This is a genomic window from Paenibacillus solani (assembly GCF_001277345.1).
GTDB classification, from domain to species: Bacteria; Bacillota; Bacilli; order Paenibacillales; family Paenibacillaceae; genus Paenibacillus_AQ; species Paenibacillus_AQ solani.
Genome location: NZ_LIUT01000001.1, coordinates 2,663,191 through 2,689,186, shown reverse-complemented (window position 1 = coordinate 2,689,186; position 25,996 = coordinate 2,663,191). Strand labels below are relative to the sequence as shown.

27 protein-coding genes and 2 riboswitches are annotated in these 25,996 nt (G+C 48.2%); of the genes, 21 read left to right on the top strand and 6 right to left on the bottom strand.

Translation table 11 applies throughout. The features are described 5' to 3' along the window. Nucleotides 1-345: 345 nt before the first annotated feature. On the bottom strand, nt 346-873 hold the full coding sequence (locus AM231_RS12085; protein ID WP_054402820.1) for a hypothetical protein: 528 nt from the start codon (nt 871-873) through the stop codon (nt 346-348). A 257-nt stretch (nt 874-1,130) separates the two neighbouring features. Beyond that, nucleotides 1,131-1,264, top strand: a riboswitch (cyclic di-AMP (ydaO/yuaA leader). 3 nt (nt 1,265-1,267) lie between these two features. Here AM231_RS12085 and AM231_RS12080 point away from each other — a divergent pair. Next, nucleotides 1,268-1,744: a C40 family peptidase gene (locus AM231_RS12080; protein ID WP_053492853.1), complete on the top strand. Its 477-nt coding sequence runs from the start codon at nt 1,268-1,270 to the stop codon at nt 1,742-1,744. A 108-nt stretch (nt 1,745-1,852) separates the two neighbouring features. On the opposite strand, the gene AM231_RS12075 is transcribed toward AM231_RS12080, so the two are convergent. Then, nucleotides 1,853-3,127 carry a stalk domain-containing protein gene (locus tag AM231_RS12075; protein WP_054402819.1) on the bottom strand — a complete coding sequence of 425 codons (1,275 nt, stop codon included), beginning with the start codon at nt 3,125-3,127 and terminating at the stop codon, nt 1,853-1,855. Nucleotides 3,128-3,342: 215 nt separating this feature from the next. Here AM231_RS12075 and AM231_RS12070 point away from each other — a divergent pair, with 215 nt between their 5' ends. Beyond that, on the top strand, nt 3,343-3,732 hold the full coding sequence (locus AM231_RS12070; RefSeq protein ID WP_054402818.1) for a 2Fe-2S iron-sulfur cluster-binding protein: 390 nt from the start codon (nt 3,343-3,345) through the stop codon (nt 3,730-3,732). Between the two features lie 92 nt (nt 3,733-3,824). Here AM231_RS12070 and AM231_RS12065 read toward each other — a convergent pair whose 3' ends face one another. Beyond that, the gene (locus AM231_RS12065; RefSeq protein ID WP_054402817.1) at nt 3,825-4,682 is read right to left on the bottom strand and encodes an AraC family transcriptional regulator; all 858 of its coding nucleotides are present in this window, start codon (nt 4,680-4,682) and stop codon (nt 3,825-3,827) included. 201 nt (nt 4,683-4,883) lie between these two features. Between AM231_RS12065 and AM231_RS12060 the strand changes: the two genes are divergently transcribed. The 3 genes from AM231_RS12060 (at nt 4,884) to AM231_RS12050 (ending at nt 8,936) form a co-directional block, all read left to right on the top strand. After that, complete coding sequence (locus AM231_RS12060; RefSeq protein WP_054402816.1) at nt 4,884-6,677, top strand: L-fucose isomerase; 1,794 nt, start codon at nt 4,884-4,886, stop codon at nt 6,675-6,677. A 24-nt stretch (nt 6,678-6,701) separates the two neighbouring features. Continuing rightward, a complete protein-coding gene (locus tag AM231_RS12055; RefSeq protein WP_053492858.1) occupies nt 6,702-7,361 on the top strand; it encodes a class II aldolase/adducin family protein in 660 nt (219 codons plus the stop codon). A 66-nt stretch (nt 7,362-7,427) separates the two neighbouring features. Then, a complete protein-coding gene (locus AM231_RS12050; protein ID WP_054402815.1) occupies nt 7,428-8,936 on the top strand; it encodes a rhamnulokinase in 1,509 nt (502 codons plus the stop codon). Between the two features lie 100 nt (nt 8,937-9,036). Here the strand turns inward: AM231_RS12050 and AM231_RS29505 are convergent, their stop codons facing one another. Further along, nucleotides 9,037-9,297, bottom strand: a complete 261-nt coding sequence (locus tag AM231_RS29505; protein WP_242615197.1) for a DUF4183 domain-containing protein — start codon at nt 9,295-9,297, stop codon at nt 9,037-9,039. Nucleotides 9,298-10,347: 1,050 nt separating this feature from the next. On the opposite strand from AM231_RS29505, the gene AM231_RS12035 reads away from it, so the two are divergent. From AM231_RS12035 to AM231_RS12025, 3 genes are all read left to right on the top strand, one after another. Next, a complete protein-coding gene (locus AM231_RS12035) occupies nt 10,348-10,761 on the top strand; it encodes a DUF4183 domain-containing protein (RefSeq protein WP_054402813.1) in 414 nt (137 codons plus the stop codon). Nucleotides 10,762-11,012: 251 nt separating this feature from the next. After that, nucleotides 11,013-12,509: an amidase family protein gene (locus AM231_RS12030; RefSeq protein WP_054402812.1), complete on the top strand. Its 1,497-nt coding sequence runs from the start codon at nt 11,013-11,015 to the stop codon at nt 12,507-12,509. Nucleotides 12,510-12,528: 19 nt separating this feature from the next. Then, on the top strand, nt 12,529-13,065 hold the full coding sequence (locus tag AM231_RS12025) for a hypothetical protein (RefSeq protein ID WP_053492865.1): 537 nt from the start codon (nt 12,529-12,531) through the stop codon (nt 13,063-13,065). A 201-nt stretch (nt 13,066-13,266) separates the two neighbouring features. Here AM231_RS12025 and AM231_RS12020 read toward each other — a convergent pair whose 3' ends face one another. Next, the gene (locus tag AM231_RS12020) at nt 13,267-13,548 is read right to left on the bottom strand and encodes a CD3324 family protein (protein ID WP_053492866.1); all 282 of its coding nucleotides are present in this window, start codon (nt 13,546-13,548) and stop codon (nt 13,267-13,269) included. 451 nt (nt 13,549-13,999) lie between these two features. Between AM231_RS12020 and AM231_RS12015 the strand changes: the two genes are divergently transcribed. From AM231_RS12015 to AM231_RS11995, 5 genes are all read left to right on the top strand, one after another. Then, nucleotides 14,000-15,697: a GAF domain-containing sensor histidine kinase gene (locus tag AM231_RS12015; protein ID WP_054402811.1), complete on the top strand. Its 1,698-nt coding sequence runs from the start codon at nt 14,000-14,002 to the stop codon at nt 15,695-15,697. Further along, nucleotides 15,697-16,362: a response regulator gene (locus tag AM231_RS12010; protein ID WP_054402810.1), complete on the top strand. Its 666-nt coding sequence runs from the start codon at nt 15,697-15,699 to the stop codon at nt 16,360-16,362. The genes AM231_RS12015 and AM231_RS12010 overlap by 1 nt, the downstream gene beginning before the upstream one ends. Nucleotides 16,363-16,534: 172 nt before the next feature. After that, nucleotides 16,535-17,095 (top strand): NADPH-dependent FMN reductase, encoded by a 561-nt coding sequence (locus AM231_RS12005; protein WP_054402809.1) that lies wholly within the window; start codon nt 16,535-16,537, stop codon nt 17,093-17,095. Beyond that, nucleotides 17,092-17,877, top strand: coding sequence for a VOC family protein (locus AM231_RS12000; RefSeq protein WP_242615131.1), 786 nt, complete (start codon nt 17,092-17,094; stop codon nt 17,875-17,877). Before AM231_RS12005 ends, AM231_RS12000 begins: the two co-directional genes overlap by 4 nt. Before the next feature lie 134 nt (nt 17,878-18,011). Continuing rightward, nucleotides 18,012-18,554 carry an NADPH-dependent FMN reductase gene (locus AM231_RS11995; protein ID WP_054402808.1) on the top strand — a complete coding sequence of 181 codons (543 nt, stop codon included), beginning with the start codon at nt 18,012-18,014 and terminating at the stop codon, nt 18,552-18,554. A gap of 195 nt (nt 18,555-18,749) precedes the next feature. On the opposite strand, the gene AM231_RS11990 is transcribed toward AM231_RS11995, so the two are convergent. Beyond that, nucleotides 18,750-19,307 (bottom strand): AAA family ATPase, encoded by a 558-nt coding sequence (locus AM231_RS11990; protein WP_054402807.1) that lies wholly within the window; start codon nt 19,305-19,307, stop codon nt 18,750-18,752. 390 nt (nt 19,308-19,697) lie between these two features. Between AM231_RS11990 and hxlA the strand changes: the two genes are divergently transcribed. The 8 genes from hxlA (at nt 19,698) to AM231_RS11950 (ending at nt 25,987) form a co-directional block, all read left to right on the top strand. Then, nucleotides 19,698-20,330, top strand: a complete 633-nt coding sequence (hxlA, locus tag AM231_RS11985; RefSeq protein ID WP_053492872.1) for a 3-hexulose-6-phosphate synthase — start codon at nt 19,698-19,700, stop codon at nt 20,328-20,330. Nucleotides 20,331-20,336: 6 nt separating this feature from the next. After that, nucleotides 20,337-20,900, top strand: coding sequence for a 6-phospho-3-hexuloisomerase (gene hxlB / locus AM231_RS11980; protein WP_054402806.1), 564 nt, complete (start codon nt 20,337-20,339; stop codon nt 20,898-20,900). A gap of 84 nt (nt 20,901-20,984) precedes the next feature. Continuing rightward, nucleotides 20,985-21,404 (top strand): winged helix-turn-helix transcriptional regulator, encoded by a 420-nt coding sequence (locus AM231_RS11975; protein ID WP_054402805.1) that lies wholly within the window; start codon nt 20,985-20,987, stop codon nt 21,402-21,404. A gap of 536 nt (nt 21,405-21,940) precedes the next feature. Continuing rightward, nucleotides 21,941-23,149 carry a GTP-binding protein gene (locus tag AM231_RS11970; RefSeq protein WP_054402804.1) on the top strand — a complete coding sequence of 403 codons (1,209 nt, stop codon included), beginning with the start codon at nt 21,941-21,943 and terminating at the stop codon, nt 23,147-23,149. A gap of 232 nt (nt 23,150-23,381) precedes the next feature. Beyond that, complete coding sequence (locus AM231_RS11965; protein WP_053492876.1) at nt 23,382-23,633, top strand: YolD-like family protein; 252 nt, start codon at nt 23,382-23,384, stop codon at nt 23,631-23,633. Nucleotides 23,634-23,716: 83 nt separating this feature from the next. Further along, nucleotides 23,717-23,796, top strand: a riboswitch (ZMP/ZTP riboswitch). A 67-nt stretch (nt 23,797-23,863) separates the two neighbouring features. Continuing rightward, nucleotides 23,864-24,712, top strand: coding sequence for a bifunctional 5,10-methylenetetrahydrofolate dehydrogenase/5,10-methenyltetrahydrofolate cyclohydrolase (locus tag AM231_RS11960; protein WP_053492877.1), 849 nt, complete (start codon nt 23,864-23,866; stop codon nt 24,710-24,712). Nucleotides 24,713-24,791: 79 nt separating this feature from the next. Beyond that, on the top strand, nt 24,792-24,998 hold the full coding sequence (locus tag AM231_RS11955; protein WP_131724740.1) for a hypothetical protein: 207 nt from the start codon (nt 24,792-24,794) through the stop codon (nt 24,996-24,998). Continuing rightward, nucleotides 24,995-25,987 carry a LacI family DNA-binding transcriptional regulator gene (locus AM231_RS11950; RefSeq protein WP_054402802.1) on the top strand — a complete coding sequence of 331 codons (993 nt, stop codon included), beginning with the start codon at nt 24,995-24,997 and terminating at the stop codon, nt 25,985-25,987. The genes AM231_RS11955 and AM231_RS11950 overlap by 4 nt, the downstream gene beginning before the upstream one ends. The last annotated feature ends 9 nt before the right edge of the window (nt 25,988-25,996 follow it).

Below are 25,996 nucleotides of genomic sequence, written 5' to 3'. Positions count from 1 at the left end.
GCTATCCTTAGTAAATTTAGTCATAAAAAACTGCACCTCCAACTGTTAGATGTGTCTAACAATTGGGGTGCAGTTCATAAGGGCGGCTTTTTGCAGGTAATGGAGAGAGCGGGAAACGGAGCGATCATATTTGCGTAAGCGAAGTCCGTTACAAGTAACATGTGATAAGCGTAAATCGTAAGTCGTCATCCGTTTTTCATTGTAGGCGATTTGGTGGTTTCCTATCGGTTTGTTTGTATCCGACAAACAACAAGCGGTTGCCCGCACTTTCCCGCCCGCCAGCGTTAACCGCCGGCTCCAAACCCGCAAGTAATGTAGTTGCAGGCTTGGAGCCGGCGGCAGACGCTATTCCATATATTTTGATGCGTCAAAGGAAATCATCGCTGAGTGATTAGCATGTTCAATCAGCGAAGAGAGCTTTGTAACTTCTCGCTCCTTCTTCCGTGCCTGCGTTTGATAAGCTTCAGGATCGTATAAGGCAACGTTGAATAGAGTTACGGCACCATCCCCGCTTCCCCGGCTGCTCTGACGCTCCAGCTTCTTACGAGCGCCAAGATGGGCAAGCTGTCCGATATCACTGCGTATTTGCTTGGCCAGCTCGATGGCTTCCATAATTGTAATATCCGTGCCATTCCAGGGAATGGTTTGGGTTGTATTGGAAATGGCCATCAGCAGATCCAGCTTTCTGTAATCCGCAGCAACGACTTCGAGTTCCTCGGTAATGACGTCCACACTGCGCGAAGGATACTCAGCAGTTTCTCCTTTTTCAATAATCGTGCTGCTGTTATTCATTCGCTCCGATATCAATTGATTCATGAGACGGTTTATGGCTGCCCGGACAGCCAACGCTTCGGCCATCGTAATTTGATTCATATGAATTCACCTCTTCGGATTACGTATCTGACCATATAAACGCATCAAATGATAAAAAGTTGCTGGATGTGCAAAAAGTCACGGCGCAAAAACACTCAGAGTTACATAATTGTCATGAATACAGAGTAAGAAAAGGTACAAGTCAGACAGAAAATATGGACATTTGCGACAGCCGCAAACATAAAGTGATAGATTGCTAGGTTAATATTGACAGCATCCTTGCTTGTATACTATATTAAGAGAAGGTTACAAAATGTTAATGAATTTTGCCGAATTTCGTTTGTGAAAACGGGGGAACCGTCTTGGGTGAATTATTCTTGTACCGTAGAGAGTATAGGGAACCTTCAACCGAACCCTTAGCTAACTCCGTAGGCATCGAAGGAGAGAATATATTTTGAAGAAGTTTGCCATCACATTGCTCGGGTCTGCAATTATTTTTTCTTCAGGTGCCGTGACAGCGTTTGCTGATCAACAACCGAACTTTCAGCATCAAGTGAAGCAATTGGTAGGAACTCCGTACAAATGGGGCGGAACAACCACTAGTGGATTTGATTGCTCCGGTTTTATTCTCTACATGTTTAGAAATTTTGACGTTGATCTTCCGCGTACTTCCCAAGGACAAGCTCAAGCGGGAGTCCATGTAGATCGTGAAGATCTGCGGGTTGGAGACTTGGTGTTCTTCAATACGAGCGGCAGCGGTATTTCGCATGCAGGAGTTTACATTGGCAATGGACAATTTGCACATGCTTCCAGCAGCAAGGGAGTAAGAATCAGCGAACTTAGCGACTCCTATTATGAGCCTCGTTATGTTACAGCACGTCGTGTATTGAATCAAGAAAGCTATGCGAAGCTGGTAGGAAGTGCAAGCTAATTGGTAGTTTAGGTATCGATACATAACAAGAAAGCCTGATCAAGAGATATCTCTTGTCAGGCTTTCTTTTTTTAATAATGAACTCTTCTTTACGGGTATACCCTCTTATTATTCCTTAACAACTGAAGCGTTGACGGCGGCGTCCATTCCATTGTTATAGAGACGGAACAATCCAAGACGCCAGAAAGCAGCACCTTTAAGGTCATAACGCTTCGCCAAACCAAGCTTATCGTTCACGGAAGTGCCTGTTTCGCTGTTTAAATTGATGCCAAGCAGAAGCTTCTGCTTAGGTACACCTGCCTGAAGCGCCAGTTGTATCGCTTTGTCAACCAAACTATTTGGTTCAGGAACCTGTTCTTTGGTGCCCACAGGGTTATATTGATACGCCATAAGAATAAGATCGTCGGCGATGGTTGCAAGCGTCTTGTAATCATAGCCTTTATAGGCGCTGTTCAGCGGCGGTACCGCTAAGGACAGGGCGATGTCATTCGGCAATGCAGCTTTTAATTGTTTGACATAATCGTTTAACAGCTTCTGTTGTTCTACAGCGTCCAGTTTGAAACCGAGTCCTTCATAATCAAGCACGACCCCGCCAAATCCATTCTCAGCAACTGCTGTTGTAATGCCTTCAATGGATTTTCGTCGCAGACTGCTGTCGCTCAGAACTTTGGTCAGCTCTCCATTTCCATCCAAGGCATAGACCATAAGGTAAGGTTTAATGCTTTGATCGGCTGCATCTGCTACAATGGATTGCGGTGTAACATCCCCATCTGAAGCAGGCAGGCGGTATTCATCTCCTTGAAGCGTAAACTGACCATTACGATCAATACGGCTCCATCCGAATGCAACGGAGTTCATGGATTTCACCAGATCCAGTTCCTGGTATGCTCTCACAGCATAGAAGGCTCTAAGATGCATCTCGCGTTTTGGAGACACAAGGGAGACCGTACGAGTTGCCTGATTCCAGCCGACATCGACACCAAATTGGCTGCTGAAGGAACTGAGTGGAATCAGCACGCGGCCATCCCGCTGGACCGGCGGAGCAGCGAGTGTAACCTTTGCTCCGTTAACAGTTGCCGTAGTGCTTCCCACTTGGAGCAGAACCTCAGTGGATTGTCCTTGCACACTACCTGTGGCCTTTACGGTTTGCGTCTTGCTGTTCCATTTGATGTCAATGCCTAGTGCTTCCCCGACCGTTCGAAATGGAACATAGGTAACCCCTTTGTCTATGCGTGGAGCGGCATCAAATGTCAGCGGTACATTATCCAGCTTTACCGATATGGCCGGCTCGGCATATGTCTGACCAGGATCATGCGCGACTCCAAGCAAGGATAAGGCAAGAGCGGAGGCGACAACCGTTTTTCCGATTCTTTTATACAGCATGCTTCGTTTTCCTCCCAACCCATATTTAATAGAGTGGTATTATTTTCAAGTCATTAGAATCTAGCATACGTTAGTATAACAAAATTTTCATAGAGTTCCAATTCCAAGTGTCATAGAATCGATAAGAGTAAAGATGTTGATTTATTAAACTTTCAAGTATAATAAATACAGGAATTCATACATAGCCTGATGATTACATGCATAGGGGGATTAGGGTGTTTAAATTCTGGAAGAATAAGAAGAGTGGGAATAGCGTAGAGAAGCAGCGTACTCCAGCAGCGGCAGAGATGGTCGAAGCGGTACCGGATTTACTGATTGAGCTTTCGGGCCGTGAGGTTCAACGCAGCGTAGCGCCTGTCTTAGGGATCACGGTGCTTGATCTGGCCGAGCGGAATGACGTGGACTGGAACTCTTTTTGCAAAAGAGGTACTTGTGCCCGCTGTCGATGTCTGGTGATTGAGGGAATCGAGTATTTATCCGAACCCAATCTGGCTGAAGAACGCCGCCTTGATCCGGAAGAGATGGAGGAGGGGTACCGTCTTGGATGCCAGAGCAAGATCGAAGCGGTCGGTCCCGTTAAAATCAAGCATACTCCCTACTTTTGATGATGGGGATGAACAAGAGAAACGTTTAAGATACAAGCAGGCAGCCAAAAACGGCTGCCTGCTTTTTTTGGTGGAAAGTCATGAATAAGTCTTCATTCCAAAACTGTCTTACGCTGTTCCCGGAATGAGCTTGGCGTTTGGCCAGTCATTTTCTTGAACAGCATCGAGAAATACTTATCGTTGCCGTAGCCCACTTGAGAAGCAATCTCATGGATCGGCTTGTTGGAATCTGCCAGGAGCCGCTTGGCCTCTTCTATTCGGCGGGATATCAGATAATTGAAGGGGGAATCTCCAAGTTCTTTTTTGAATAGATGGGAGAGATAGTGCTGACTGACATACATGGTATCAGCGATATCTTTGAGACTGATGCTCTGGGTATAGTTCGCGTCGATAAAATGTTTGGTCCGCAGAGCGATTTCATTCTTACCTTTCAATGATTGAAACTGGTGCTTAACATCCACTATGCGATAGATGACGGTAATCAATGACATCAGCAGGTTGGTGCTCAAGGTTTCGTATCCCAGCACCTGAGAATCGCATTCACGAAGGATCTCTGATAAATAGCTCTCAACTTTATAAGCATATTTCTCACAGGATATGACCGGCTCGACAGCAGGCGGCAGCAGCATGCCCTGGGGGACTCCTTCAATGTGAAGCGAATCTACGCCACAATAGATGACCTTGAATGGTCCGTCCGTGATGGATTTCTCTTCATGGGGAATACCGGGATTGTATATGGCAACATCGCCTTTATGGAGCTCATAGTTCTTTCCAGCGATATTGAATTCTCCGCGTCCTTCTACTACATAGATAATTTCGCAATAATCGTGAATCTGGGGTGGACCATAGAAGAAGTCTTCATCTAAGACTTGCCCGGCAAAGAGTAATTGAGGCTCTTTGATGAAGCGGAAGTGATCGCTTTTGCTATGTGTGATTTCGATCTTTGGCACGGTCTTGTCCCTCCTGAAATGCAGCATCTCTTCATATTATAATGCATAATTGTCCTCCGTGTTGGAATCGTTTACACCTTGATAAGGATAAAGTTCACTGTCTTGCTGAAATTGTGGGTTGATCGAACAAAATAGTGGGTTATCCATCATGGCGAAAAAACTTACAATGTTGTCATATTCCTTAGAGGAGGCGCGGATTTTATGACATTTGAAAACGATTACAGATGGCGGGATGGATTTCCGACTATTGGTATTCGCCCTACGATAGATGGAAGACGAAGAGGGGTTCGGGAATCGCTGGAGGATCAGACCATGAATCTGGCCAAGGCTGTTGCTGAACTCTTATCGAAAGAGCTTAAATACCCGAATGGAGCTCCTGTAGAATGCGTGATTGCGGATACTTGCATCGGTGGGGCAGCAGAAGCGGCTGCAGCCGCCAAAAAATTCAAAAATGCCGAGGTGGGTCTCACTATAACCGTTACCCCATGCTGGTGTTATGGAACCGAAACGATGGATGCAGATCCTTCGCGACCAAAAGCGGTATGGGGCTTTAACGGAACAGGACGCCCTGGTGCGGTGTATCTGGCTGCTGTGCTGTCTGCACATGCTCAGAAAGGACTGCCTGCATTCGGGATCTACGGGGAAGACGTTCAAGATGAAGGGGACACCCGTATACCGGATGATGTACAAGAGAAGCTGCTGCGTTTTGCGCTGAGTGGTTTGGCTGCAGCTTATATGCGCGGACAATCGTATTTGTCCATGGGTTCTGTATCAATGGGCATCGCCGGCTCGATCGTGGATGACAACTTCTTTCAGGAATACTTGGGCATGCGGAACGAGTATGTCGATATGAGTGAGTTTACGCGTCGTTTAGAGGAAGGCATCTACGATCCTGAAGAGTATGCGAAGGCACTGGCTTGGGTGAAGGAGAACTGTAAGGAAGGGCAGGATAATAACCCGGATCATCTCCGGAACAGCCGGGAACGCAAGGATCTGGAGTGGGAAACCGTTGTTAAAATGACGCTGATTACGCGCGACTTGATGATTGGCAATCCGCGCCTGAAAGAGCTTGGCTTCGAAGAGGAAGCTCAAGGCCATAGTGCCATTGCTTCCGGATTTCAGGGTCAGCGACAGTGGACGGATCACTCCCCGAACGGTGACTTTCTGGAGACGATGCTCAACTCCTCCTTCGATTGGAACGGCAAACGGTCGCCGTATATTGTCGCAACAGAGAATGATAGCCTCAATGGTGTCAGCATGCTGTTTGGTTATCTGCTAACCAATACGGCACAGATTTTTGCAGACGTAAGAACGTATTGGAGTCCGGCTTCGGTTGAGCGGGTCACTGGTTACAAGCTTGAAGGTAAGGCAGCGGGCGGCATTCTGCATTTGATCAATTCCGGTTCAGCGGCACTGGACGGAACAGGAGAGCAGGAGATAGACGGAAAGCCAGCCATGAAGCCTTTCTGGGAGATCACGGATGAAGAAGTGGAACGTACGCTTAAGGCCACCCAGTGGCGTCCTGCCTCTGTTGAATATTTCCGGGGCGGTGGCTTCTCCACGGATTACCTGACGCGCGGAGGCATGCCAATGACGATGTTCCGTCTGAACCTGGTGAAGGGACTGGGTCCTGTGCTGCAAATAGCGGAAGGCTATTCTGTCGATCTGCCAGAGGAAGTGCATGATACGCTCGACAAGCGTACCGATCCAACCTGGCCGACAACCTGGTTCGTTCCGACCCTTACAGGACAGGGGGCATTCACAAGTGTGTATGAAGTGATGAACCAGTGGGGAGCGAACCACGGCGTGATCAGTTATGGTCATATTGGTGCGGACCTGATTACCCTGGCTTCCGTGCTGCGGATTCCGGTGAACATGCATAATGTGTCTGCTGAACAGGTGTTTCGTCCCCGGGCATGGGGGATGTTCGGAACATCCGACCCGGAAAGCGCGGATTTCCGTGCTTGTCAGAATTTCGGGCCCCTATATAAGTAAGCTCAACAGAGAGGAGAGAACACCATGCTGAATGCAGAAACCAGGAACGAGCTGTGCAAATATGCCAAAAAAATCGTCGACAGTGGACTCGTCGTAGGACCGGGAGGGAATATCAGCGCTAGAGCAGGAGACAAAATGTACTTGTCTCCGAGCGGATTCGCGCTGGAGGAGATCGAACCGGAGCAGTGGATTGAAGTCGATATTCCTACGGGCGATATAACCGATGTGGGATTGCGGCCTTCCTCTGAAGTGCTAATGCATCTGTACGGCTACCGCAGCAACCCCGATATCAGGGCTATGGTGCATACGCATCCGTCTCATTGCATTGCCTTTACTCTGGTGGAAAAGAACCTGCCTGTGATGTTTCCCGATCAGGCAGCATTAGTTGGACGTACGGCATACATTCCTTACATTATTCCTACGACAGATCTGCTGGCAAATGCCGTCGCGGAGAAAGTGACAACGGCTAGTTCCATCCTGCTTGGTAATCATGGATTGGTCACAACAGGCCGGAATCTGCGCGAAGCGTATTACAGAACCCAGGTGGTTGAAGAGAGTGCCAAGATTTATCTGAGTGCCAAGGCAGCCGGCACACCAGTGCCGTTGACGGACCAGGAAGTGGATGATATCGCTGCACTGGAGAGCGAGGATTATCGAATTCAACTCTTACAGAAGATGAAATAATACAGGATTACGATCGAGTTGTTTCTTCTAGTGTTGTTTTAGTACAGGTAAGAAAGGAAGCGGCTTATGAGCAGATCATCTGCAGTGCTTGCGTTTGATTTAGGGGCCAGCAGCGGCCGGGCATTGCTGGGGGAAATTACCTTCACTGATCATAACTCGTCCGGCATGCTGAAGATTACGGAAATCCACCGTTTTACCAATACACCTGTTCAGCTTGGAGAGCATCTGCACTGGAACTTCCCCATGCTGCTGCAGGAAGTTAAGCATGGTATCCGCAAAGCGTTCCAGGACGGCTATGAGCCAGTCAGCTATGGGATCGATTCATGGGGCGTCGATTATGGACTAATTGATGGTAACGGGGAACTCATCGGAGTGCCTTACCATTACCGTGACCTGCGGACAGAGGGTATGATGGAACATACCTGGAAGCAGGTAGGCAGAGAACGTTTATTTCAGGAGAGCGGTTTGCAATTCATGCCGTTCAACACGATTTTCCAGCTCCAGGCGATGTTGACATCCAAGTCACCCATGTTGAAGATTGCGGATAAAATTCTGCTCACTCCAGATCTGCTAAACTATTTTCTTACTGGAGTACAGACATGTGAATTTACCATGGCCACTACAACCCAGCTATATCATATTACTGAAGGCAAATGGAATGAGAAGTTGATGGCAGAGCTCGGACTTCCTGCTTCCCTGTTTATGGATCCTGTGCAGCCGGGAACGATTGTTGGAAAATTGCAAGATTCAGTAGCCCAAGAGCTGGGCGTGCCAGCGATTGAGGCGATTGCCGTAGCGTCGCATGATACAGAATCAGCTGTCGTGGCCGTGCCGGCGAATTCATCGAATTTTGCCTATCTCGTTTGCGGTACTTGGTCACTTCTCGGAACAGAGCTTTCAAAGCCGCTTGTCCACAGCGAAGTGCTGGAAGAGGACTTTTCCAATGAGGGCGGAGCCTATCAAACCTATCAACTGCTCAAGAATATTATGGGTCTGTGGATTCTTCAAGAGTGTAAGCGGCAGTGGGAGAATGAGGGGATGACGTATTCTTATGCGGAGCTGATCGAATTGGCGCGGGAGGCAGAACCTTTCCGTAGCATCATCTATCCGGATGATCTGCGCTTCATGAATCCTTCCGATATGCTGGCTGAAATTCGGGAATACTGCAGCGAGACAGGGCAACCTATTCCTCAGAGCACCGGGGAATATGTACAGTGTGTTCTGCAAAGCCTGGCACTAAGATACCGGGAAGTGCTTGAGCGGTTGGAGGATCTTACAGGGCAACATTATGAGGGACTCCATATGGTAGGCGGCGGCATTCAGAACGAACTCTTATGCCGTTATACGACGAATGCCATGGGCAGAACGGTGTGGGCCGGGCCGGTTGAAGCCAGTGCTATCGGGAATATGCTGGTTCAATTCGTAGCGAATGGCATCTTGTCTAACCGGAATGAGGGAGTGGAGCTTGTTAAGCGGTCGTTTCCACTTGCCTGGTTTGAGCCTGAGTGCACAGAAGATTGGAATGCTGCCTTCGTGCATTACAAGTTGGTTACCAAGCAGCGGCAGGTACAATAATAAGGTCTGACGAAAAAAGGCGTAGTTATATAATGATAATGAATCGCAAAGAACCCCACAGCATGAGCTGCAGCGGGTTCTTTGTGCATTGCGGCCATGTTCAAGTCACTACCTGAACGGTGAGATACAGTACTTCGAGCAAAATCGGTGTTCCCAACTGGAGCACATCGCCTGGAGAATACAAGGTCAGCGCTTCGGAAGTAAGCGTGTAGATTCGTCCTTCCTGAATCATGCCATTGATATAAAGTGTGGAGGAGCTGTTCGAACCGACTTCTAAACTCTGGAACGAATGATTGCCGTTATCATCTGTAAATTGCTCAGCGGTTATAATGAAGGGAGTATCTAAGCTAACCTCGGCCATTAGTTGGTAAAAATAACGAAGTGTGGTCGGCTGCACCCTAATCTCCGGCACAATTACGCTGCCGGGTATACCTTGAGGACCTTGCGGGCCTTGGGCCCCTTGGGGACCCACCGGCCCAGGGATGCCTGGAGGCCCTTCCCTCCCCGGTGTGCCTGGAGAGCCTTGGACCCCTTGGGGACCCACCGGCCCAGGGATGCCTGGAGGCCCATCCCTCCCCGGTGTGCCTGGAGAGCCTTGGGCCCCTCGGGGACCCACCGACCCAGGGATGCCTGGAAGCCCATCCGTTCCCGGTATGCCTGGAGGGCCCTGAGCCCCTTGGGGACCCACTGGCCCAGGGATGCCTGGAANGTGCCTGGAGAGCCTTGAGCCCCTTGGGGACCCACTGGCCCAGGGATGCTTGGAAGCCCATCCGTCCCCGGTGCGCCTTGAGCGCCTTGAGCCCCTTGGGGACCCACTGGCCCAGGGATGCCTGGAGGGCCTTGAAGTCCTTGGGAGCCCACGGGCCCGGGGATACCTGGAGAGCCCTGAGGCCCTCGGGGTCCGCGCGTACCTAGGAAACCAACAGCACGGCTCCCCATTTGACATCTATACTGGACAGGTGAAAGGTTGGTCTGATAAGTGGATCGGGAATTAAAATTATTTTTGGAATTATATTTCCACTTGCACTTACACTTGTATTTGCATTTATGTTTAGTTTTGCCTGTTGATATTACATGTTTGCATTTGTGCTTCTTAAAGCTCCTATGTCTGTGATGCCGAACTACTTTCAGTATTGGATATTGTTTCCGTCTGATCACGAGTGTTTTCAGTCTTATCACCGCCCCGGATGAATGTATGTAAGTAGTTTATGTCATCGGAGGGAGGGTGGAGTGGACATATATCCCTTCTTCAAGGATAAATGGACCGGATAAGGGGTTATTCGCTAATTTATTTTGGAGACCATGGGATGATGCCAGAACCAAAACTTAAAAACTATCATTTAATAGCATTATGGCAAAGCCATATTTTAAATGTAATAAATGCTGTCTAACAGCAGAGAGGAGAGATGATATGCCAGTTATTAAACCAATCATAACCGCAGTTGCATCGATCCCTGTAGCCACAGGTGGAACGATCACGACAACGGTAACGCCAGCTGTGACTCGGTATTTTGCGGTGATCACCGAAGCGATGATCGGAGCAGACTCGATCACCATGCCGGCAACGAGCTTTATTGATGATGCCGAAGCGGCCATTACAGCTTTTCCCGCGTTGACTGGAGCCGAATATTATAATGTGTATATTAACGGCATGCTTCAACAATTAGCTTTATCCACTTTAACGACTGCTAGTTTGGTTTTGGATACGACGGATGTTCTGGCAGGTACACCAGTTCTGTTGGAGATTGCAAGCTTTACCAATACAGCGTCTGCGATCACAACACAGCCCACGATATCTGCGCCAGTGATTACGATCATCAGTTAAAAAAGAACCGCATGGAGTAGTTGAAGAAGCGGATCAAGATGACATTCTTGGTCTGCTTCTTGCATTTGGGCTGAATCCGACTAGAAACTACTTTGAATTAGCTCCGTTCCACACCGAACAAGAGGAGTTCTGCTCCTGCAACTCGAATTAGTAATGAAAGAATAGTACGGTCTGGAGGCTAGAAGATGAAACTTTAATATGTGACTCTAATTTATGACGAACTCATACAGATAACAAACACTGGAGGTCTAATGATCTTGGATAAAAAAACATGGATTGTGGAAGCAACCATTAAAGATATGCAGCAAGCAATGGAAGAAGGGTGGATGACTTCCACTGAACTGGTCCAATTGTATTTGGAGCGGATTGCTTTATATGACGGTTTTCTTCGTTCGATCATTGAGGTGAACCCGGATGCGCTGCAGATTGCCGAAGAACTGGATCGAGAGCGCAGTGACCAGGGAGCAAGAGGCTGGCTTCATGGCATTCCAATTTTGTTGAAAGACAACATCGATACCGGGGATCGATTGCATACAAGCGCAGGCTCCATCGCTCTTGCCGATTCGTATGCTGTCAAAGATTCCTTTGTAGCTGCGAAGCTACGTAAGGCGGGTGCTGTTATATTGGGCAAGAACAACATGACCGAGTGGGCAAATTTCATGTCTCCGACCATGTGGGCGGGTTACACATCCAGACATGGACTCACATTAAATCCTTACGGTCCAGGTGAAATGTTCATTGGAGGTTCAAGCTCGGGCTCCGGTGCTTCGGTGGCAGCGAATTTGGCCGCGGCGGCTATCGGGACCGAAACATCGGGTTCGATTATCAGTCCTGCCAGTCAAAACAGCCTGGTTGGCATTAAACCGACAATCGGACTAGTGAGCCGGTCTGGCATCATCCCCATCACACGTACGCAGGATACGGCAGGCCCTATGACTCGAACGGTGGAGGATGCCGCCATATTGCTTAGCGCAATCGTGGGGACTGATGATTCAGATGATGCGACCAAGATCGATTCACAGTATAAGATCAAGGATTACACGGAGTTCCTGGATTCCAGTTATTTAAAGAAAGCTCGAATCGGGATTCCAAGGTACTACTATAAGCACCTGGATCGGGATAGACTACATATTATAGAGTCCGCGATTGAGGTTCTGCGTGAACAGGGAGCAACAATTATCGATCCGGTAGAGCTGCCCTGCCAGGACACCCGCTGGGATGCCAATGTCCTTCGCTATGAGTTTAAGAAATACGTTAACGACTATTTAGCGAACCTTGGCCCGTCGCTGCCGGTTCATTCATTGACTGATGTCATTGCTTATAATGAAGCGCATGCAGACATCGCGTTAAAGTATGGGCAAGGTACACTGCTTTGGGCCGAGGAAACTAGCGGCACACTGACCGAAGAAGAGTATCTTGAGAGCAAGCGGAAAAATAAAGAGATGGCAGGCGCCAAAGGCATCGACCATGTGCTGAAGGAATATCAGTTGGACGCATTGCTGTTTCTGGGTAATGAAGAGGGACCGGATCTGGCTGCCCGGGCGGGATACCCATCGATTACCGTTCCTGGAGGCTATGCCGAGCATGGCGTCATTGCTCCTGGCGGATATAACACAAAGGGGCCACAGGGCATAACGTTTATTGGAACGGCCTATAGCGAGCCTCTGCTGATCAAGTTAGCCTATGGCTATGAACAAGCTGCCAAGCATCGAGTACCACCGAAGCTTTCATTCCAGTCATCCGAGTAAGGAGAGGTGAAGTTTCATCATGCCACGCAATTTGGAATACGTTCCTTACGGCTACGTGCCCCCGAAACCGACTACCAAGGGAACCTTGATATTTTACGATCTGTTTGAGCAGATTCAAGAGGAATTGCAACGAGCTGTAACTATCAAAGAGGAGAGGTCTTTTGAAAAGCTGGTCTTGTATCCGCTGCATGAAGAGACAGCAAGGCGGATGTTCAAGGGTACGGTGAGCCCCTATCACAAACGGGAGAAACAACTTGAAGAATGGATCGGGGAGCATGCTGCACGGTCGGTTGTGATCGAATCTTTTGAGTCAAAACGGAAAAAATACACGCCGATCGACACTGCACTCCATCATCTGGCGGAGAAATATAAAGGTCCCTATTTTCTTCTGCTGACACCAGAGGTGGCTAATTCTTTTGCATCGTATTCTTCATTTGAGGAATGGATTGTTAAGCTCAGGCTGATCCTGTTGTCCAAGCCGTCGTACTTGCATCCTAGGCTGGAGAAATTTAGTCATCGATGGGATGTTGCAGGGGAGAAGCGTGAAGATCAATAGAGCATAATAATGCCCGGCTGCGGATTACTCTGCAGCCGGGCATGTTCTATGTGGTGAGATGGATGGTCAAACGGCCAGTGCTGCCCCGAAAAAAACATATCTCTCCTGTAGACGATAGTGGATGAAGCAATATGAAAAGGACTGTACCCCAGGGGGACAGTCCTATGTTAATCCGTGTGAAGACCGTCTCGTCTCATCGACTTAGGTCCCTACGCGAGTAAGTTTACTTATGATCTTGCGTACGCTTTCTCCAGATAAGAAGTAGGTCCGTTCCAATTCCTCAATAGACCGTCCTTTACAGTAAGCGCGATACATTTCTTTATTACGACTTTCGATGCGTTGTCTGGAACCGCTTAACTCTCCCCAGCCGGCTCTTTGCTCGCTTTGTTTCGGTATGTAGAGTAATTCTCCGTCTATATACTGTTGAATTTGCTGCAGCAGCTCGGGGGGAAGCACTTCTCTTCCGTTCTTGTAATGGCCCATCGATGCCCTCCTCTTTCTGTAACCATATTTAAGCTATCGCTGAGTTTCAAAACAATTGCATTGATCATGCTTGCCCTCCTCCTTTCGTGATATTGGTTTTGGTTTTTGGATTTTTAAAATTCGTTGGTATTTGTTATTAAAAATAGATATAGGGAGCCCGCAGCGGGCTCCCATTTAACGGATATTCGCTTTACGCGAATACCACCTCACGGATCTGAATCATTGCAATCAGCCTCCTTTCAGCTCATTTCGTCGGCCCCGACTTCTATATTAAGCCATATGTAGGTGGAAATTTGCAAGAGATAAAACAATATTAATTGTTCTTTACCATAATTCATGGGATGAATGATCTTCCAGAGGCGAGTGTGGCTCGATAAGGAATGGTTGGTGTGTGACAGGATTATATATTATAGTTACTTCAGAATGCAATACAGAGAAGGAGCAAGTGTGTATGGCCGAATATGATCCGCATATCCAGGAATTAATCACATTAAAGACTATTGCGGAAACGTTGAATGAATCCAATGAGTTAACTCCCATGCTGGATGCAGTCATTGGCAAGCTGCTGGAGTTGACGGGCCTTACGACCGGCTGGATGTTTCTAGTGGAAGAGCAGAGAACGCATGAATTCGTAGCCAGCCGGAATTTGCCGCCAGCCCTAAGCCGGGAGAATAACGAACCCATGCGCTGCGGCAGCTGCTGGTGCTTGGAGCGCTATGATGATGGTCGTCTGAAAAATGCCGTGAACATTCTGAATTGTAAACGATTGGATAACGCGGTTCGATATCAATGGGGCGATACGGAAGGAATTACTCACCATGCAACCGTTCCGATCAGATCCGGCAATCGCAGGTTCGGTGTATTGAATGTGGCAGCGCCGGGAAAACTCCATTTTTCAAAAGAGGAGCTGGAACTGCTGGAATCCGTAGCTTATCAAATCGGCACCGCGATGGAACGCATGCGGCTATATGCTTCCGAACAGCGCCGTGCCGACTTGTTCGCCCGGCTTGGGGAGTATAGCAGCGCTCTTGGCGCCTATGCTTCTCAGGCAGTGAATCGGTCTGAATTAACGGAGCAGGTCATGAGTCTGATGGGACGCTATTTTGATTGGCCGGTTGCTGCCTTGCTGGAGCTCGCTGGTAATGAAATGAAACTGCGCTCGCTATACACTGGTGGCCAAACGACCCTGCCGCATGCTCAATTTACGATTGCTGAAATGAGTTCAGCCCGCCCGGGCATTGGCAGGCACAAGCTGGATTCAATCCGTAACGAAGATGCTCAGCGGCTTGCGGAACAATTGGTTGAAGAGGGGTGGATACCCCCTATTAAGCAAGTGATCGCTGTTCCGCTTGCAAGGGCAGGGGACTTTACATATGAACTGCTAATGGTCGGATACGATACGTATGGGAGCTCGAATCACGGAGATTCTGAGGTGATCGAGGTTCTGGCTGAACAAATCGGTATGTCGTTTCAGCGTATCCGTTTGGAAGAGAATCGGCGGGAGCTTGCCAGGATGGATGAACGGAATCGCCTCGCCCGAGACCTGCATGATTCCGTAAGTCAAACTTTATTCTCGCTTGGAATGATGTCCAAAGGAGTCGGAGGTATGCTTGATATGCAGTCGCACGGGCAGAACAGCATGCTGCAGGATACGCTCCATGACATCCAATCGTTATCGCAGAGTGCTCTCAAGGAAATGCGAGAAATGATCATGCAACTTCGGCCACCCGGACTTGAAGAAGGGCTGGTCACTGGTCTGAAGCAATATGGTGAACGCCTGAAACTTATGGTGCGTTCTCATATCAGTGGCATTCAGGAACTGCCGAGGATCGTAGAAGAAACTCTATGGCGAATCGGTCAAGAAGCGTTGAACAATGTAAGCAAGCATGCGGCTACGAAGGACGTGCTGCTGATACTGATCATACAAGATGATCATGTTGAACTACGGATTGAGGATCATGGGCGCGGGATTACCAAACAACGATTAAATGAGCTGACGAGACACTCTATTGGATTATCGAGCATGCGGGAGCGGGCAGAATCCATTGGAGGGCAATTCCGTCTGTACAGTGTCTACAGAGAAGGTACTATTGTAGAAGTAATGATCCCCTTGGAGGCGAGATCATCTGATAAGGAGGGGGACTACTGATGATAAGATTGTTAATCGCTGACGATCACGCCATGGTTCGCCGGGGGCTGCAGGTTTTTTTAGCTACCCAGCCAGATATTGAAATGATTGGTGAAGCGGCGAATGGTAAGGAAACGTTGGAGAGAGCCCAGCTTCTGAATCCAGATGTGGTGTTGATGGATCTGAATATGCCGCTTCTCAATGGAATCGAAACAACAGCTATGCTAGCAAAAGAGCAGCCTCATATGAAAGTCATTGTGCTGACCTCTTTCATTGATAATGATCATGTCCTGCCAGCCATTCGGGCAGGTGCTAAAGGCTATCTACTGAAGGATATAGAGCCTGAGGATCTGGTAACAGCTATAAGACGTGTGCATCAAGGGCAGGTGGAGCTTCATCCGGATGCAGCCGGGCTGTTGATGACACATGTTACTACAACGGAGGGAGCAGATGAAGCCCCGGAACCTGGTGGTCATGATGAGACTATGCTGTTAGATAAGCTTACCCGTCGCGAGCAAGAAGTGCTGCAGCTCATTGCCTCAGGCATGAATAATCGGGAAATCAGCGAAGCGCTCTATATCACCGAGAAGACGGTGAAAACTCATGTAAGCCATCTATTGGATAAGCTGGGGGTTGCGGACCGAACCCAGGCGGCCATCTACGCGCTCAAGCATGGTATTGTTTAGAAAGTTAGGTACATAACGATCATTTGTAAGACTAAAGTTGTAGAAGGTCTCAGCCAAAGGCATGGGAGCTTTTTGCTTGTAAAATCACTCGAAATAATGACGATTTCGATCGCTTGCCTCCTCTACAATGTACTTAACAAAACAATCGTTTACAAACAAGGGAGGTTATACGATGAAAATCGTGATTATCGCGGGCAGCAACCGCAAGGATGCAACGAGTACCATGCTGGCCAAAGCTCTGGAAGCTCAAATGAATCGGTTATTCGTGGAAGTGAAGCTGTTCAATCTGTATGAAACGCCGCTCCCGTTCTACTCCCCAGACGATATATTCAATTCCCATGATGGGGTGCGAGAGCTGCAGCGCCTGATGCTGGAGGCGGATGGCATTGTTTTGACTACGCCCGAATATCACGGAGGGATGAGTGGTGTACTGAAGAACGCGCTGGATCATATGGGTAAGCTGCATTTCTCAGGTAAGCCGGTTCTATCGGTAAGTTCGGCCGGCGGCGCGGTCGGGGTCAGTTCATTGCAGCAGATGCAGGCTACCGTACGCAATTTACACGGCATTAACAGTCCGGAGTGGATCTCTATTGGCGGTTCGCAGCGTTCCATTTATGAAACCGAAGCAGCGGAAGGTGTGATCGTACTGGATTACCGGGCGAAAGAGGCGCTTTCTATATTTATGGAGCTGGTCAAGAAGATCAGCAGTGGAGAGAAGGTCGAAGCCTCTTGATCACCCATTTTGCCGGATTAAAGTTAAAAACCGTCTCCATTCAGGGTGTGAAACAATTCTACAATGGCGTGCTTCATTTCCCGATTACAAGGGAAAGCGAGGTTGAGATCGTGTTTCGGCCTACTCCCGAATTCACGCTGACGTTTGAAGAAGCGTATGAACCGATAGCGCCTGTCCATCTCGCGTTTGAAGTGGCGAGTTCTAAGTTCGAATCAGCGTTCCGAAAGCTCTCTGAGCAAATATCGCTGCTGAAATGGCCGAATGGCGAAGTGGTCGATCGCTTTGACTCTGGCGTAAATATGTACTTCAAGGATGGCGATGGACATTTGCTTGAGTTTATCGCGCATGACGATCTGAGAGAAGGGGTGCTGGCACCGAGTGGTACCTATGGCATTCTGTACTTGCGTGAGGTGGGACTGCCTGTAGAAGATCCGGTAGCCGCGAGATTATGGATGAAGGAGTTACTTGGTTTATCGATCGCCAGGGAGTCGGAGGATTTCGCTTTTGTCATTGGGGGAACCGCCCATGCTGTTGTTGTCTCTACAAAACGTAAGTGGATTCCTATCACGATGTATGCGCTGGTACCTTCCATGGAAATTACTTATGGTGTGTCAGACGAGAGTTATGTGGATCAAATTCGTTCCTCCCTGGATCGGCGGTTGATCATTGCGGATGACGATGAAGGTCTGATCTTTAAAATGTATGGATACAGAATCCGAATGAAAATAACAAGCTTCCCCAAAGACATCGCAGCCAGGCTGAATCTGCCGAATGCCCCTTGAGGGAAGGAGGTGAACCCAGTCATAATGAACAGGACAAAGGGCATTTTGACATTGGTAAAAAATGGTGATAGTCTAAAAATAGTTGCCAAAATCTGAATGATATATGCTTAGAAGGCATAGAACTGGAGGGTATTATGAAAGTTGCAATCGTAGTAGGAAGTATCAGAAGAGAGTCGTACAATATGAAACTGGCAAAATATTTAAAGCAGCGTTACTCGGACCAAATTACGTTTGAAATCTTGGGGCTTCGTGATCTTCCGTTTTACGATGAAGATATTGAACTGGACCCGCCTGCGGCTGTTCGGGAATTCAAGGAGCAGATTGCTGCAGCTGATGCGGTATTGTGGATCACACCAGAATATAACTACTCCATCCCTGGGGTGCTCAAGAACGCGCTGGATTGGTTGTCGCGTGTGGATAAGGTCATGAACGGCAAACCTTCCTGGATCATGGGGGCGTCAATGGGGCAGCTGGGAACGGTCCGCGCGCAAGAGCATTTGCGGGATATCCTGTTTTCCGTCGGCATTACTTCGCCGCTGCTACCCAATAATGAAGTATATATCGGTGCGGTTCATGAGAAGATGGATGAGTCCGGAAAGCTGATCCATGAACCGACCATCGGTTTCATCGATATCGTGGTGAGCAATTTCATCACATGGATGAACAACCGCAAATAAAAACAACGTTAAGAGCCCTTTGGTGGTAACTGCCAAAGGGCTTTCTCCTGTAGGTTTAGCTCTAGGAATGAAACAATGATTTCCTAAACGAGCAGTTATGTTATTAACGGGGATCTTCGAATGAAGGGTACTCTGGACCCGATTCAATGAACCAGCCGAGCTTTCTTGATTTTATACAGGTGCGCATGATGTACCTCATTGTTGAGGCTGACGGATTATCCCTTCGTCCCAAATGCGCTTCCAGATTTCATCAACAGTCTCTTCTTGAGATAATTCTGAGGTATCTAGCCACAGGCCGATCCTAGGAGTTTCCTCGGTTAATCGCCGGTTCAACTCTTGGATGGTCCATACCCCATAGCCTTTTTTGTCACGTGTCTGCTCGCGTGCGCTGATGGCAGTCTCGGAAGGGTTTAGCACAACGACAAAGACGGGAAGATCGTTAAGCATTTGGGTTATCTCTTGCAGGGAAGGGCCAAGAATGACATCCTGCCAGACGACGTGAAAACCGGCTTCTGCATAGCCTCTGGCAGTGGCAGCCGATAACTGATATCGTAATGAGAGCTGTTTTTCGGCTTCATGGGAAGCATCCGGAAGCATTTCTTCCCTGCCCTTAACAATCATTCTTCGAAAAGAATCTCCTCTTAAATGGACTCCGCGTTCAAACTTCTCGGCTAGCAGCTGTGCAACGGCAGACTTGCCTGAAGCCATCACGCCAGTGATGACGATAACAGATGGTTGACGTAAAAAACGCATTATTACTCCTCCTGTTCTGTCAGATTCGAAATGAAGAGGAGCCCTGCTACAGGACTCCTCTTAATGTGACACCCGCTTAAGCGGATGCCACCTCCATATTCTGAATCAACTCGTTCAGCCTCCTTTCCGATCATTTTGTCCGGCCTGACATCTATATTAAAACATAGCTTGCAGCGCACCTTAAGTGAAAAAACAGGCTTAATTGTTTTTTACCAGCATTGAGACAGAGATTCGCAAATAAACGAAGACCTGAGAACCCTTGTAACTCCGTAATACTTACTTTCACGTAAGTATCTCACTTATAAGTACGTACTTCCGTAAAGTAAACTGTCTACTCTACAATGATCGTGTAGTTATTAACAAATACACTCATAAGGAGAGATTGACAATATGGAACTTCAATTGGCATTGGATTTGGTGAATATTCCGGAAGCAAAAGAAGTCGTGGCAGAGGTAGCCGAGTTTATCGATATCGTGGAGATCGGCACACCGGTTGTCATTAATGAAGGGCTTCATGCCGTCAAAGCGATTAAAGAGGCGTTCCCGCATCTGCGCGTGCTGGCCGACCTTAAAATTATGGATGCAGGCGGTTATGAAGTGATGAAGGCATCCGAAGCTGGTGCGGATATCATTACGGTGCTTGGCGTATCCGACGATTCCACGATCAAAGGCGCGGTAGCGGAAGCCCTCAAGCAAGGCAAGCAAGTGATGGTGGATATGATCAATGTAAAGGACATTGAAGGCAGGGCGCGTGAGATTGATGCTTTCGGCGTGGATTATATCTGCGTTCATTCCGGCTACGACCACCAGGCGGAAGGCAAAAACTCATTCGAGGAATTGGCGGCGATCAAACGTGTCGTTAAACAAGCCAAAACTGCCGTTGCGGGCGGAATCAAAATGGAGACGCTCCCTGAGGTGATTCAGGCGAATCCCGATCTTGTGATCGTTGGTGGAGGAATTACAAGTCAAGCTGACAAGAAGGCCACAGCTGCTCAAATGAATGAGCTTGTGAAGCAGGCATAAGTCACCATGAGTCATAACATCTTTCAACATGCATCCGTCATTGCCAAGGAGTTATCGGAATCCGTACAGCAGGTGGATGCTGGCCAGATCGAGGAATTGATTGGACGGATTATGAAATCTGGTGCCATCTTCTTGGCAGGGGGAGGCAGATCCGGTCTGATGATCCGGGCTTTTGCCATGCGGTTAATGCAGGTGGGATTTAAGGTTCATATCGTCGGCGATACGGTAACACCGGCCATCGGAGCGCATGACCTGCTTCTTATTGGTTCAGGCTCCGGCGAAACGCAAGGATTGGTATCCATGGCTCGGAAAGCCAAAGAGATCGGGTCCGCTGTTGTGGTCATAACCGTGAGGCCTGAATCGATTATCGGTAAGCTTTCGGATGCCATCGTCCAGCTTCCGGGAACGACGAAGGAGCAGAATCAGGATATCCTCGTCACCGTTCAACCAATGGCTTCATTATTTGAGCAAAGCATGCTGATCGTGCTTGATGCGGTTATCCTGAGATTGATGGAGAAAAGCAAACTTCGCTCCGACCAAATGTTTAGCCTCCATGCTAATTTGGAATAAGAGGAGCCGAAAGATAAAAAGTTTGCCGCTTTGATGATATCCCTGTAACCATTGTATACTATAGGGAAGAAGGGGTGATACATTATGGCAAACGAGGTCAAGCAGCGAATTAATCTGAAGGAAATAAACTGCCATAAGGAGTTAACCCTGGCGGTCATCGGCGGCAAATGGAAACTGATCATCCTCTGGCATCTAGGTTTGGAGGGCGTGAAACGCTTCGGTGAACTGAACCGAATGATTCCCCACATCACGCAAAAAATGCTGACCAATCAGCTTCGTGAATTGGAGGAAGATCAGCTGGTCCATCGCGTGGTTTACCCTGAGGTTCCCCCTCGGGTCGAATATTCGCTTACGCCTTACGGGGAGAGTTTAATGCCAATCTTGAAGTTAATGTACGATTGGGGAAAAGATTACGGCGAACAAGTCGTCTGGAGAGATGGCGAGTTGTCTGAGAATAAAGACGATGAACAGGCAGCGGAGCAAGCAGTCGCCCAAAAACTGTAATTTCTCGAACGTGCATGCGAATGAATGAGCAACGGGATCGACCCAAATTCATCCGGCTGTAATTAGCAGATTCATACATTCCGAGGCTTAATTATCAAGGAAGCCTGTCGTTTATTCGGCGGGATCCGAGTGACAGCAAGATTCGCCATAAGATAACTTCAGAGCAATGCAATATGGAACCCCCCTTTAAATTTTAAGGGGGGTTTTTGAGTGAGATGATGCTGAAATCTGAAGAATTTTTAAAAAAAGATCCAATAGGTTCGTCTCCGCTGGTTTGAGCTTCTTTCATTCAATGTAATTATGCTGACTCAGGTATTCAGCGATTTTGGAAGTATGGGGCTGCGGGATATGAAAACGTTCAGCAATTTGACTGACGGTTGAAAGACCGTCTCATAATCATAATCATATGGCGGAGGTCTGTTTTGTTTGAAAAAATGTTTTTATGCGTGATGGATTGACAATTTAATGGTGGAGTTATATCATCATACCATATTAATCGTAATAATTACGATTAAGGAATGGAGGAAGTTCATTTGATGAATAACAACAATAGAATTCCGGTTACTGTCCTTAGCGGTTACCTCGGTTCAGGCAAAACGACGGTCCTGAATCATGTGCTTCATAATCGGGTAGGATTGAAGGTAGCGGTCATCGTTAACGACATGAGCGAAGTGAACATCGATGCGGATTTAGTGAGAGGTGAAGGAAGCCTGTCCCGAACGGATGAGAAGCTGGTCGAAATGTCCAATGGCTGCATCTGCTGCACGCTCCGGGAAGATTTGGTGCAGGAAGTTCAGAAGCTGGCTCAAGAGAACCGTTTTGATTACATACTGATCGAATCGACGGGAATCAGCGAGCCTGTGCCCGTTGCGCAGACCTTTGTTTACCCGGATGAGGTGTCCGGCGTACAGCTGTCCGATCTCGCCCGGCTGGATTGCATGGTGACGGTAGTGGACGCGAACCGATTCTGGAAAGATTTCTCTTCGGGGCAAAGCTTGCTTGATCGGAAGGAAGCGCTGGGCGAAGAGGATACGCGGGAAGTGGTGGATTTGTTAATCGACCAGGTAGAGACTTGTGATGTGCTGCTGTTGAACAAATGCGATCTGGTAAGCGAAGACGAATTGGCCAAGGTAGAGGGTATGCTGCGAAAACTTCAGCCAAGCGCCAAAATCATCCGCACCGTGAAGGGGCAAGTGGCACCTGCGGAAATTCTGAATACCGGCTTATTCGATTTTGAAAAAGCCAGTCAGTCCCCCGGCTGGATTCAGGAACTTCAGAAGGAGGAGCACGTGCCGGAAACGGATGAATACGGCATCAGCTCTTTTGTCTATCGGAGAAGAAGACCGTTCCATCCGGAGCGACTGGCGGCATTCATGAGTTATTGGCCGGAAGAAGTCGTACGTGCGAAAGGGATCGCTTGGCTGGCCGTGCGCGAGGATGTTGCGGCAAGTGTAAGCCAGGCGGGGCCTTCGATTCAGTTCGGGCCTGCAGGATACTGGGTCGCGGCTTTAACCGAGCAGGAGCAGCAGGAGCTGTTACGAAGTGAGCCGGATGTTCGAAGGAAATGGGATAACGTCTGGGGAGACCGGATGACCGAGCTCGTGATGATTGGGATTGGGATGGAACAGGAACAAATCGCTCGGGAGCTGGACGAGTGTTTGTTGACCGACCGGGAAATGCAGCTGGACTGGTCAATGTTTAACAATCCGTTGCCGTGGATGGACATTGAAGAGCTACCGCTGTAAGGCTGCTCAGCTGTTCAATCCGATTATAGAATGCAGTAATAGTATTAAGAAGCCAACTCGTCTAAACGGGTTGGCTTCTTAATACTGATTGTATAGGAGCACCTAAGTATTCTGAATCGAATTTCATGTATAATAGGAAGTAGATTCCTAATTCATAGAATGGATGAAAAACTAGTTTTCATTGAGAATGTAAAACTGACGCATGAACAACATAAATCAGGAGGACAATGTAATGGCAAAAGCAAAGGTTCCTAAGAGACCTACCAGAGATGAATTTGTACTTGAGGAGCTTGGCAATCAACTCACTGAGGCATTTCAGGAGGAATCCGTAATTGTACTGACGGTATGGGGATGGGAAGAGACAGTCCGCGGACAAATCGATCAGATGGATTCCCGTACAGGGAAAGTACACATAAAGCAGGATGGTGTGATAACGAAAGTTCCTTTTATGGATATCATGGAAGTGAATTACCCCAGAGATTAATCGGTAAGCTTGGTGAGTGACAGTCATATAGGCCGAGTAAATTCGGTAGCGTGATGTCCAAAGTCGTGGTATATTAAAAAAAGTTATCTATGTGTTACTGGCGTAGCTTGGGGTACCAAGAGGGAGCACATAGGATCATATGCCGTACGCCTGGGCAAGAGGTAAGGAGACGTTCGAGTCACCTTGCCTCTTTATGTTTTTATACTACAATGGCGAAGGAGCGGATTAGCATGAGTAAGGAACCCGTAATTTTGGATGGCAAAAAAGTATCCGATGATATCAAGGCAAAGCTGGCGGTGAAGGTGCAGGAATTGAAGCAGCAAGGGGTAACCCCTTGTCTGGCGACGATTCTGGTAGGCGAAGACCCTGCTTCGGCAACCTATGTCCGGATGAAGGGAAATGCCTGTGAGCGGCTTGGTATCATATCCAGGAAAGTGACGCTGGAGACATCAACAACGACCGAGGAGCTCATTTCCGCAATTCAAGAGCTGAATGAGGATCCGAATGTCCACGGTATTCTGCTTCAGCACCCTGTGCCGCATCATATCGATGAAAGAGCAGCTTTTGATTCCATCGACATCGCGAAAGACGTAGACGGCGTAACCACGCTCGGTTTCTCGCAAAATGCGTTTGGTTTTGCCGACTATCCATCGTGCACGCCTGCTGCTATTATCGCGATTATGGATTATTACAGCCTGCCGATTGAGGGTAAACATGCAGTGGTGGTCGGACGCAGCCCGATTCTGGGCAAACCGGTCTCCATGATGCTGCTCAATCGTAACGCTACCGTGACTATCTGTCATTCGAGAACGAAGAACCTCGGGGAGATCGTGTCTCAGGCTGATATCGTGGTTGCAGCTGTGGGTAAGCCTAATTTTATTCAAGGGGATTGGATCAAGCCGGGAGCTGTCGTATTGGATGCCGGTTATAATAAAGGAAATATCGGAGACTGCGATTATGAAGCCTGCGCCAAGGTCGCTTCCGCCATTACCCCGGTTCCCGCTGGCGTCGGTCCGGTTACGATTGCCACGCTGCTAAAGCATACGGTTGAATCGGCAGAGCGGACCCTGCAAGTCTAATCGTAATTCCTGTTAATCTAAAAAGGCATTATCTTTGGCATATCCCTTAAGAGGAAAGCCAAGGGTGATGCCTTTTCCTATGAAAAGTTCAGGGCTTGGAGTCCATATTTCACGCAAGCTGGACGTCATGGTATATTTAGAAAGAAGTGAACATGAAGGAGAGAGATTAATGCACCGTTCTATATCCTTGAAATATAACCCGGCGATGGCAGACCTGTTATGGGTGCAGCAGCGAGCCGTTCATTCCGGATCTCATCCGAATAATAAGCAGAGGTTCTTCGAATGAATATTACGATTACTGATATTGCTCACAAAGCCGGGGTTGCCAAAAGCACGGTTTCCCGCTTCCTAAACGGAGGATCGGTCAGTCGTGCAACACGCCAGAAGATTGAGTTGGTCATTCAAGAAACTGGGTATATTCCTAATTCTTTTGCACAGAGCTTGAAGGCGAAGAAAAACAGCATGATTGGTACCATTGTGCCGCGTCTGGATTCTTTCTCGGCATCCCAGACCGTGGCCGGTATGGATGAGGAATTAAGGAAGCAAGGGTATCAGCTTCTGATCATCAACGCAAGCCAGGATTTATCCAGGGAGATTGAGGCACTGTATGATCTCGCCAGACAAAAAATATCCGGCATTATCCTGTTCGCCACACAAGTAACGGAAGCACATCTTACCGCAATAGAAGAGATTAACATTCCCGTCATCCTGCTCGGACAAGAGCACAAGGATGTCCACAGCATGATTTATAACGATTTTGCCTCAGGTTATGACATGGGCCGATATGTCATGTCCAAAGGTCACCGCCATATCGCCTATATCGGCGTGACGGAAAAAGATGTCGCTGTCGGAGTGCAGCGGAAGGAAGGGTTCTTAAAGGCGTTAAGCGAGTATGAAGACGCTAATGCGCATTTCTATGAGAGCGGGTTTAAGATGTCAGATGGCGTTCAGACAGCTTTGACCATTTTTGAGTTTAATCATACTTTGCCGACTACTGTCGTCTGTGCCACTGACAACATTGCACTAGGTGTGATGAAAGCGGCACATATGAAAGGCATTCAAATCCCCGGCACCCTCTCTGTTACAGGATTTGGCGGATACGATGTAACCGAGGTGATTCATCCGGGGCTGACAACGGTTAAATATGGATATTCGCAAGCAGGCCACCTTGCTGCACAGCATATTATAAAGCTGGTTAACGATGAGCCAGTGGATTTGCTGACAGTGATGAACTGCGAAATTATTCAGCGCGAAAGCGTTGACAATCTAAAGTAGCTATTTTAT

Coding starts and splice junctions, on each gene's coding strand:
- AM231_RS12085 (WP_054402820.1), bottom strand. CDS start 873: ATGAATCAAATTACGATGGCCGAAGCGTTGGCTGTCCGGGCAGCCATA.
- AM231_RS12075 (WP_054402819.1), bottom strand. CDS start 3,127: ATGCTGTATAAAAGAATCGGAAAAACGGTTGTCGCCTCCGCTCTTGCC.
- AM231_RS12060 (WP_054402816.1), top strand. CDS start 4,884: ATGACATTTGAAAACGATTACAGATGGCGGGATGGATTTCCGACTATT.
- AM231_RS12055 (WP_053492858.1), top strand. CDS start 6,702: ATGCTGAATGCAGAAACCAGGAACGAGCTGTGCAAATATGCCAAAAAA.
- AM231_RS12050 (WP_054402815.1), top strand. CDS start 7,428: ATGAGCAGATCATCTGCAGTGCTTGCGTTTGATTTAGGGGCCAGCAGC.
- AM231_RS29505 (WP_242615197.1), bottom strand. CDS start 9,297: ATGGCCGAGGTTAGCTTAGATACTCCCTTCATTATAACCGCTGAGCAA.
- AM231_RS12035 (WP_054402813.1), top strand. CDS start 10,348: ATGCCAGTTATTAAACCAATCATAACCGCAGTTGCATCGATCCCTGTA.
- AM231_RS12030 (WP_054402812.1), top strand. CDS start 11,013: ATGATCTTGGATAAAAAAACATGGATTGTGGAAGCAACCATTAAAGAT.
- AM231_RS12025 (WP_053492865.1), top strand. CDS start 12,529: ATGCCACGCAATTTGGAATACGTTCCTTACGGCTACGTGCCCCCGAAA.
- AM231_RS12020 (WP_053492866.1), bottom strand. CDS start 13,548: ATGGGCCATTACAAGAACGGAAGAGAAGTGCTTCCCCCCGAGCTGCTG.
- AM231_RS12015 (WP_054402811.1), top strand. CDS start 14,000: ATGGCCGAATATGATCCGCATATCCAGGAATTAATCACATTAAAGACT.
- AM231_RS12010 (WP_054402810.1), top strand. CDS start 15,697: ATGATAAGATTGTTAATCGCTGACGATCACGCCATGGTTCGCCGGGGG.
- AM231_RS12005 (WP_054402809.1), top strand. CDS start 16,535: ATGAAAATCGTGATTATCGCGGGCAGCAACCGCAAGGATGCAACGAGT.
- AM231_RS11995 (WP_054402808.1), top strand. CDS start 18,012: ATGAAAGTTGCAATCGTAGTAGGAAGTATCAGAAGAGAGTCGTACAAT.
- AM231_RS11990 (WP_054402807.1), bottom strand. CDS start 19,307: ATGCGTTTTTTACGTCAACCATCTGTTATCGTCATCACTGGCGTGATG.
- hxlA (WP_053492872.1), top strand. CDS start 19,698: ATGGAACTTCAATTGGCATTGGATTTGGTGAATATTCCGGAAGCAAAA.
- hxlB (WP_054402806.1), top strand. CDS start 20,337: ATGAGTCATAACATCTTTCAACATGCATCCGTCATTGCCAAGGAGTTA.
- AM231_RS11975 (WP_054402805.1), top strand. CDS start 20,985: ATGGCAAACGAGGTCAAGCAGCGAATTAATCTGAAGGAAATAAACTGC.
- AM231_RS11970 (WP_054402804.1), top strand. CDS start 21,941: ATGAATAACAACAATAGAATTCCGGTTACTGTCCTTAGCGGTTACCTC.
- AM231_RS11965 (WP_053492876.1), top strand. CDS start 23,382: ATGGCAAAAGCAAAGGTTCCTAAGAGACCTACCAGAGATGAATTTGTA.
- AM231_RS11960 (WP_053492877.1), top strand. CDS start 23,864: ATGAGTAAGGAACCCGTAATTTTGGATGGCAAAAAAGTATCCGATGAT.
- AM231_RS11955 (WP_131724740.1), top strand. CDS start 24,792: ATGAAAAGTTCAGGGCTTGGAGTCCATATTTCACGCAAGCTGGACGTC.
- AM231_RS11950 (WP_054402802.1), top strand. CDS start 24,995: ATGAATATTACGATTACTGATATTGCTCACAAAGCCGGGGTTGCCAAA.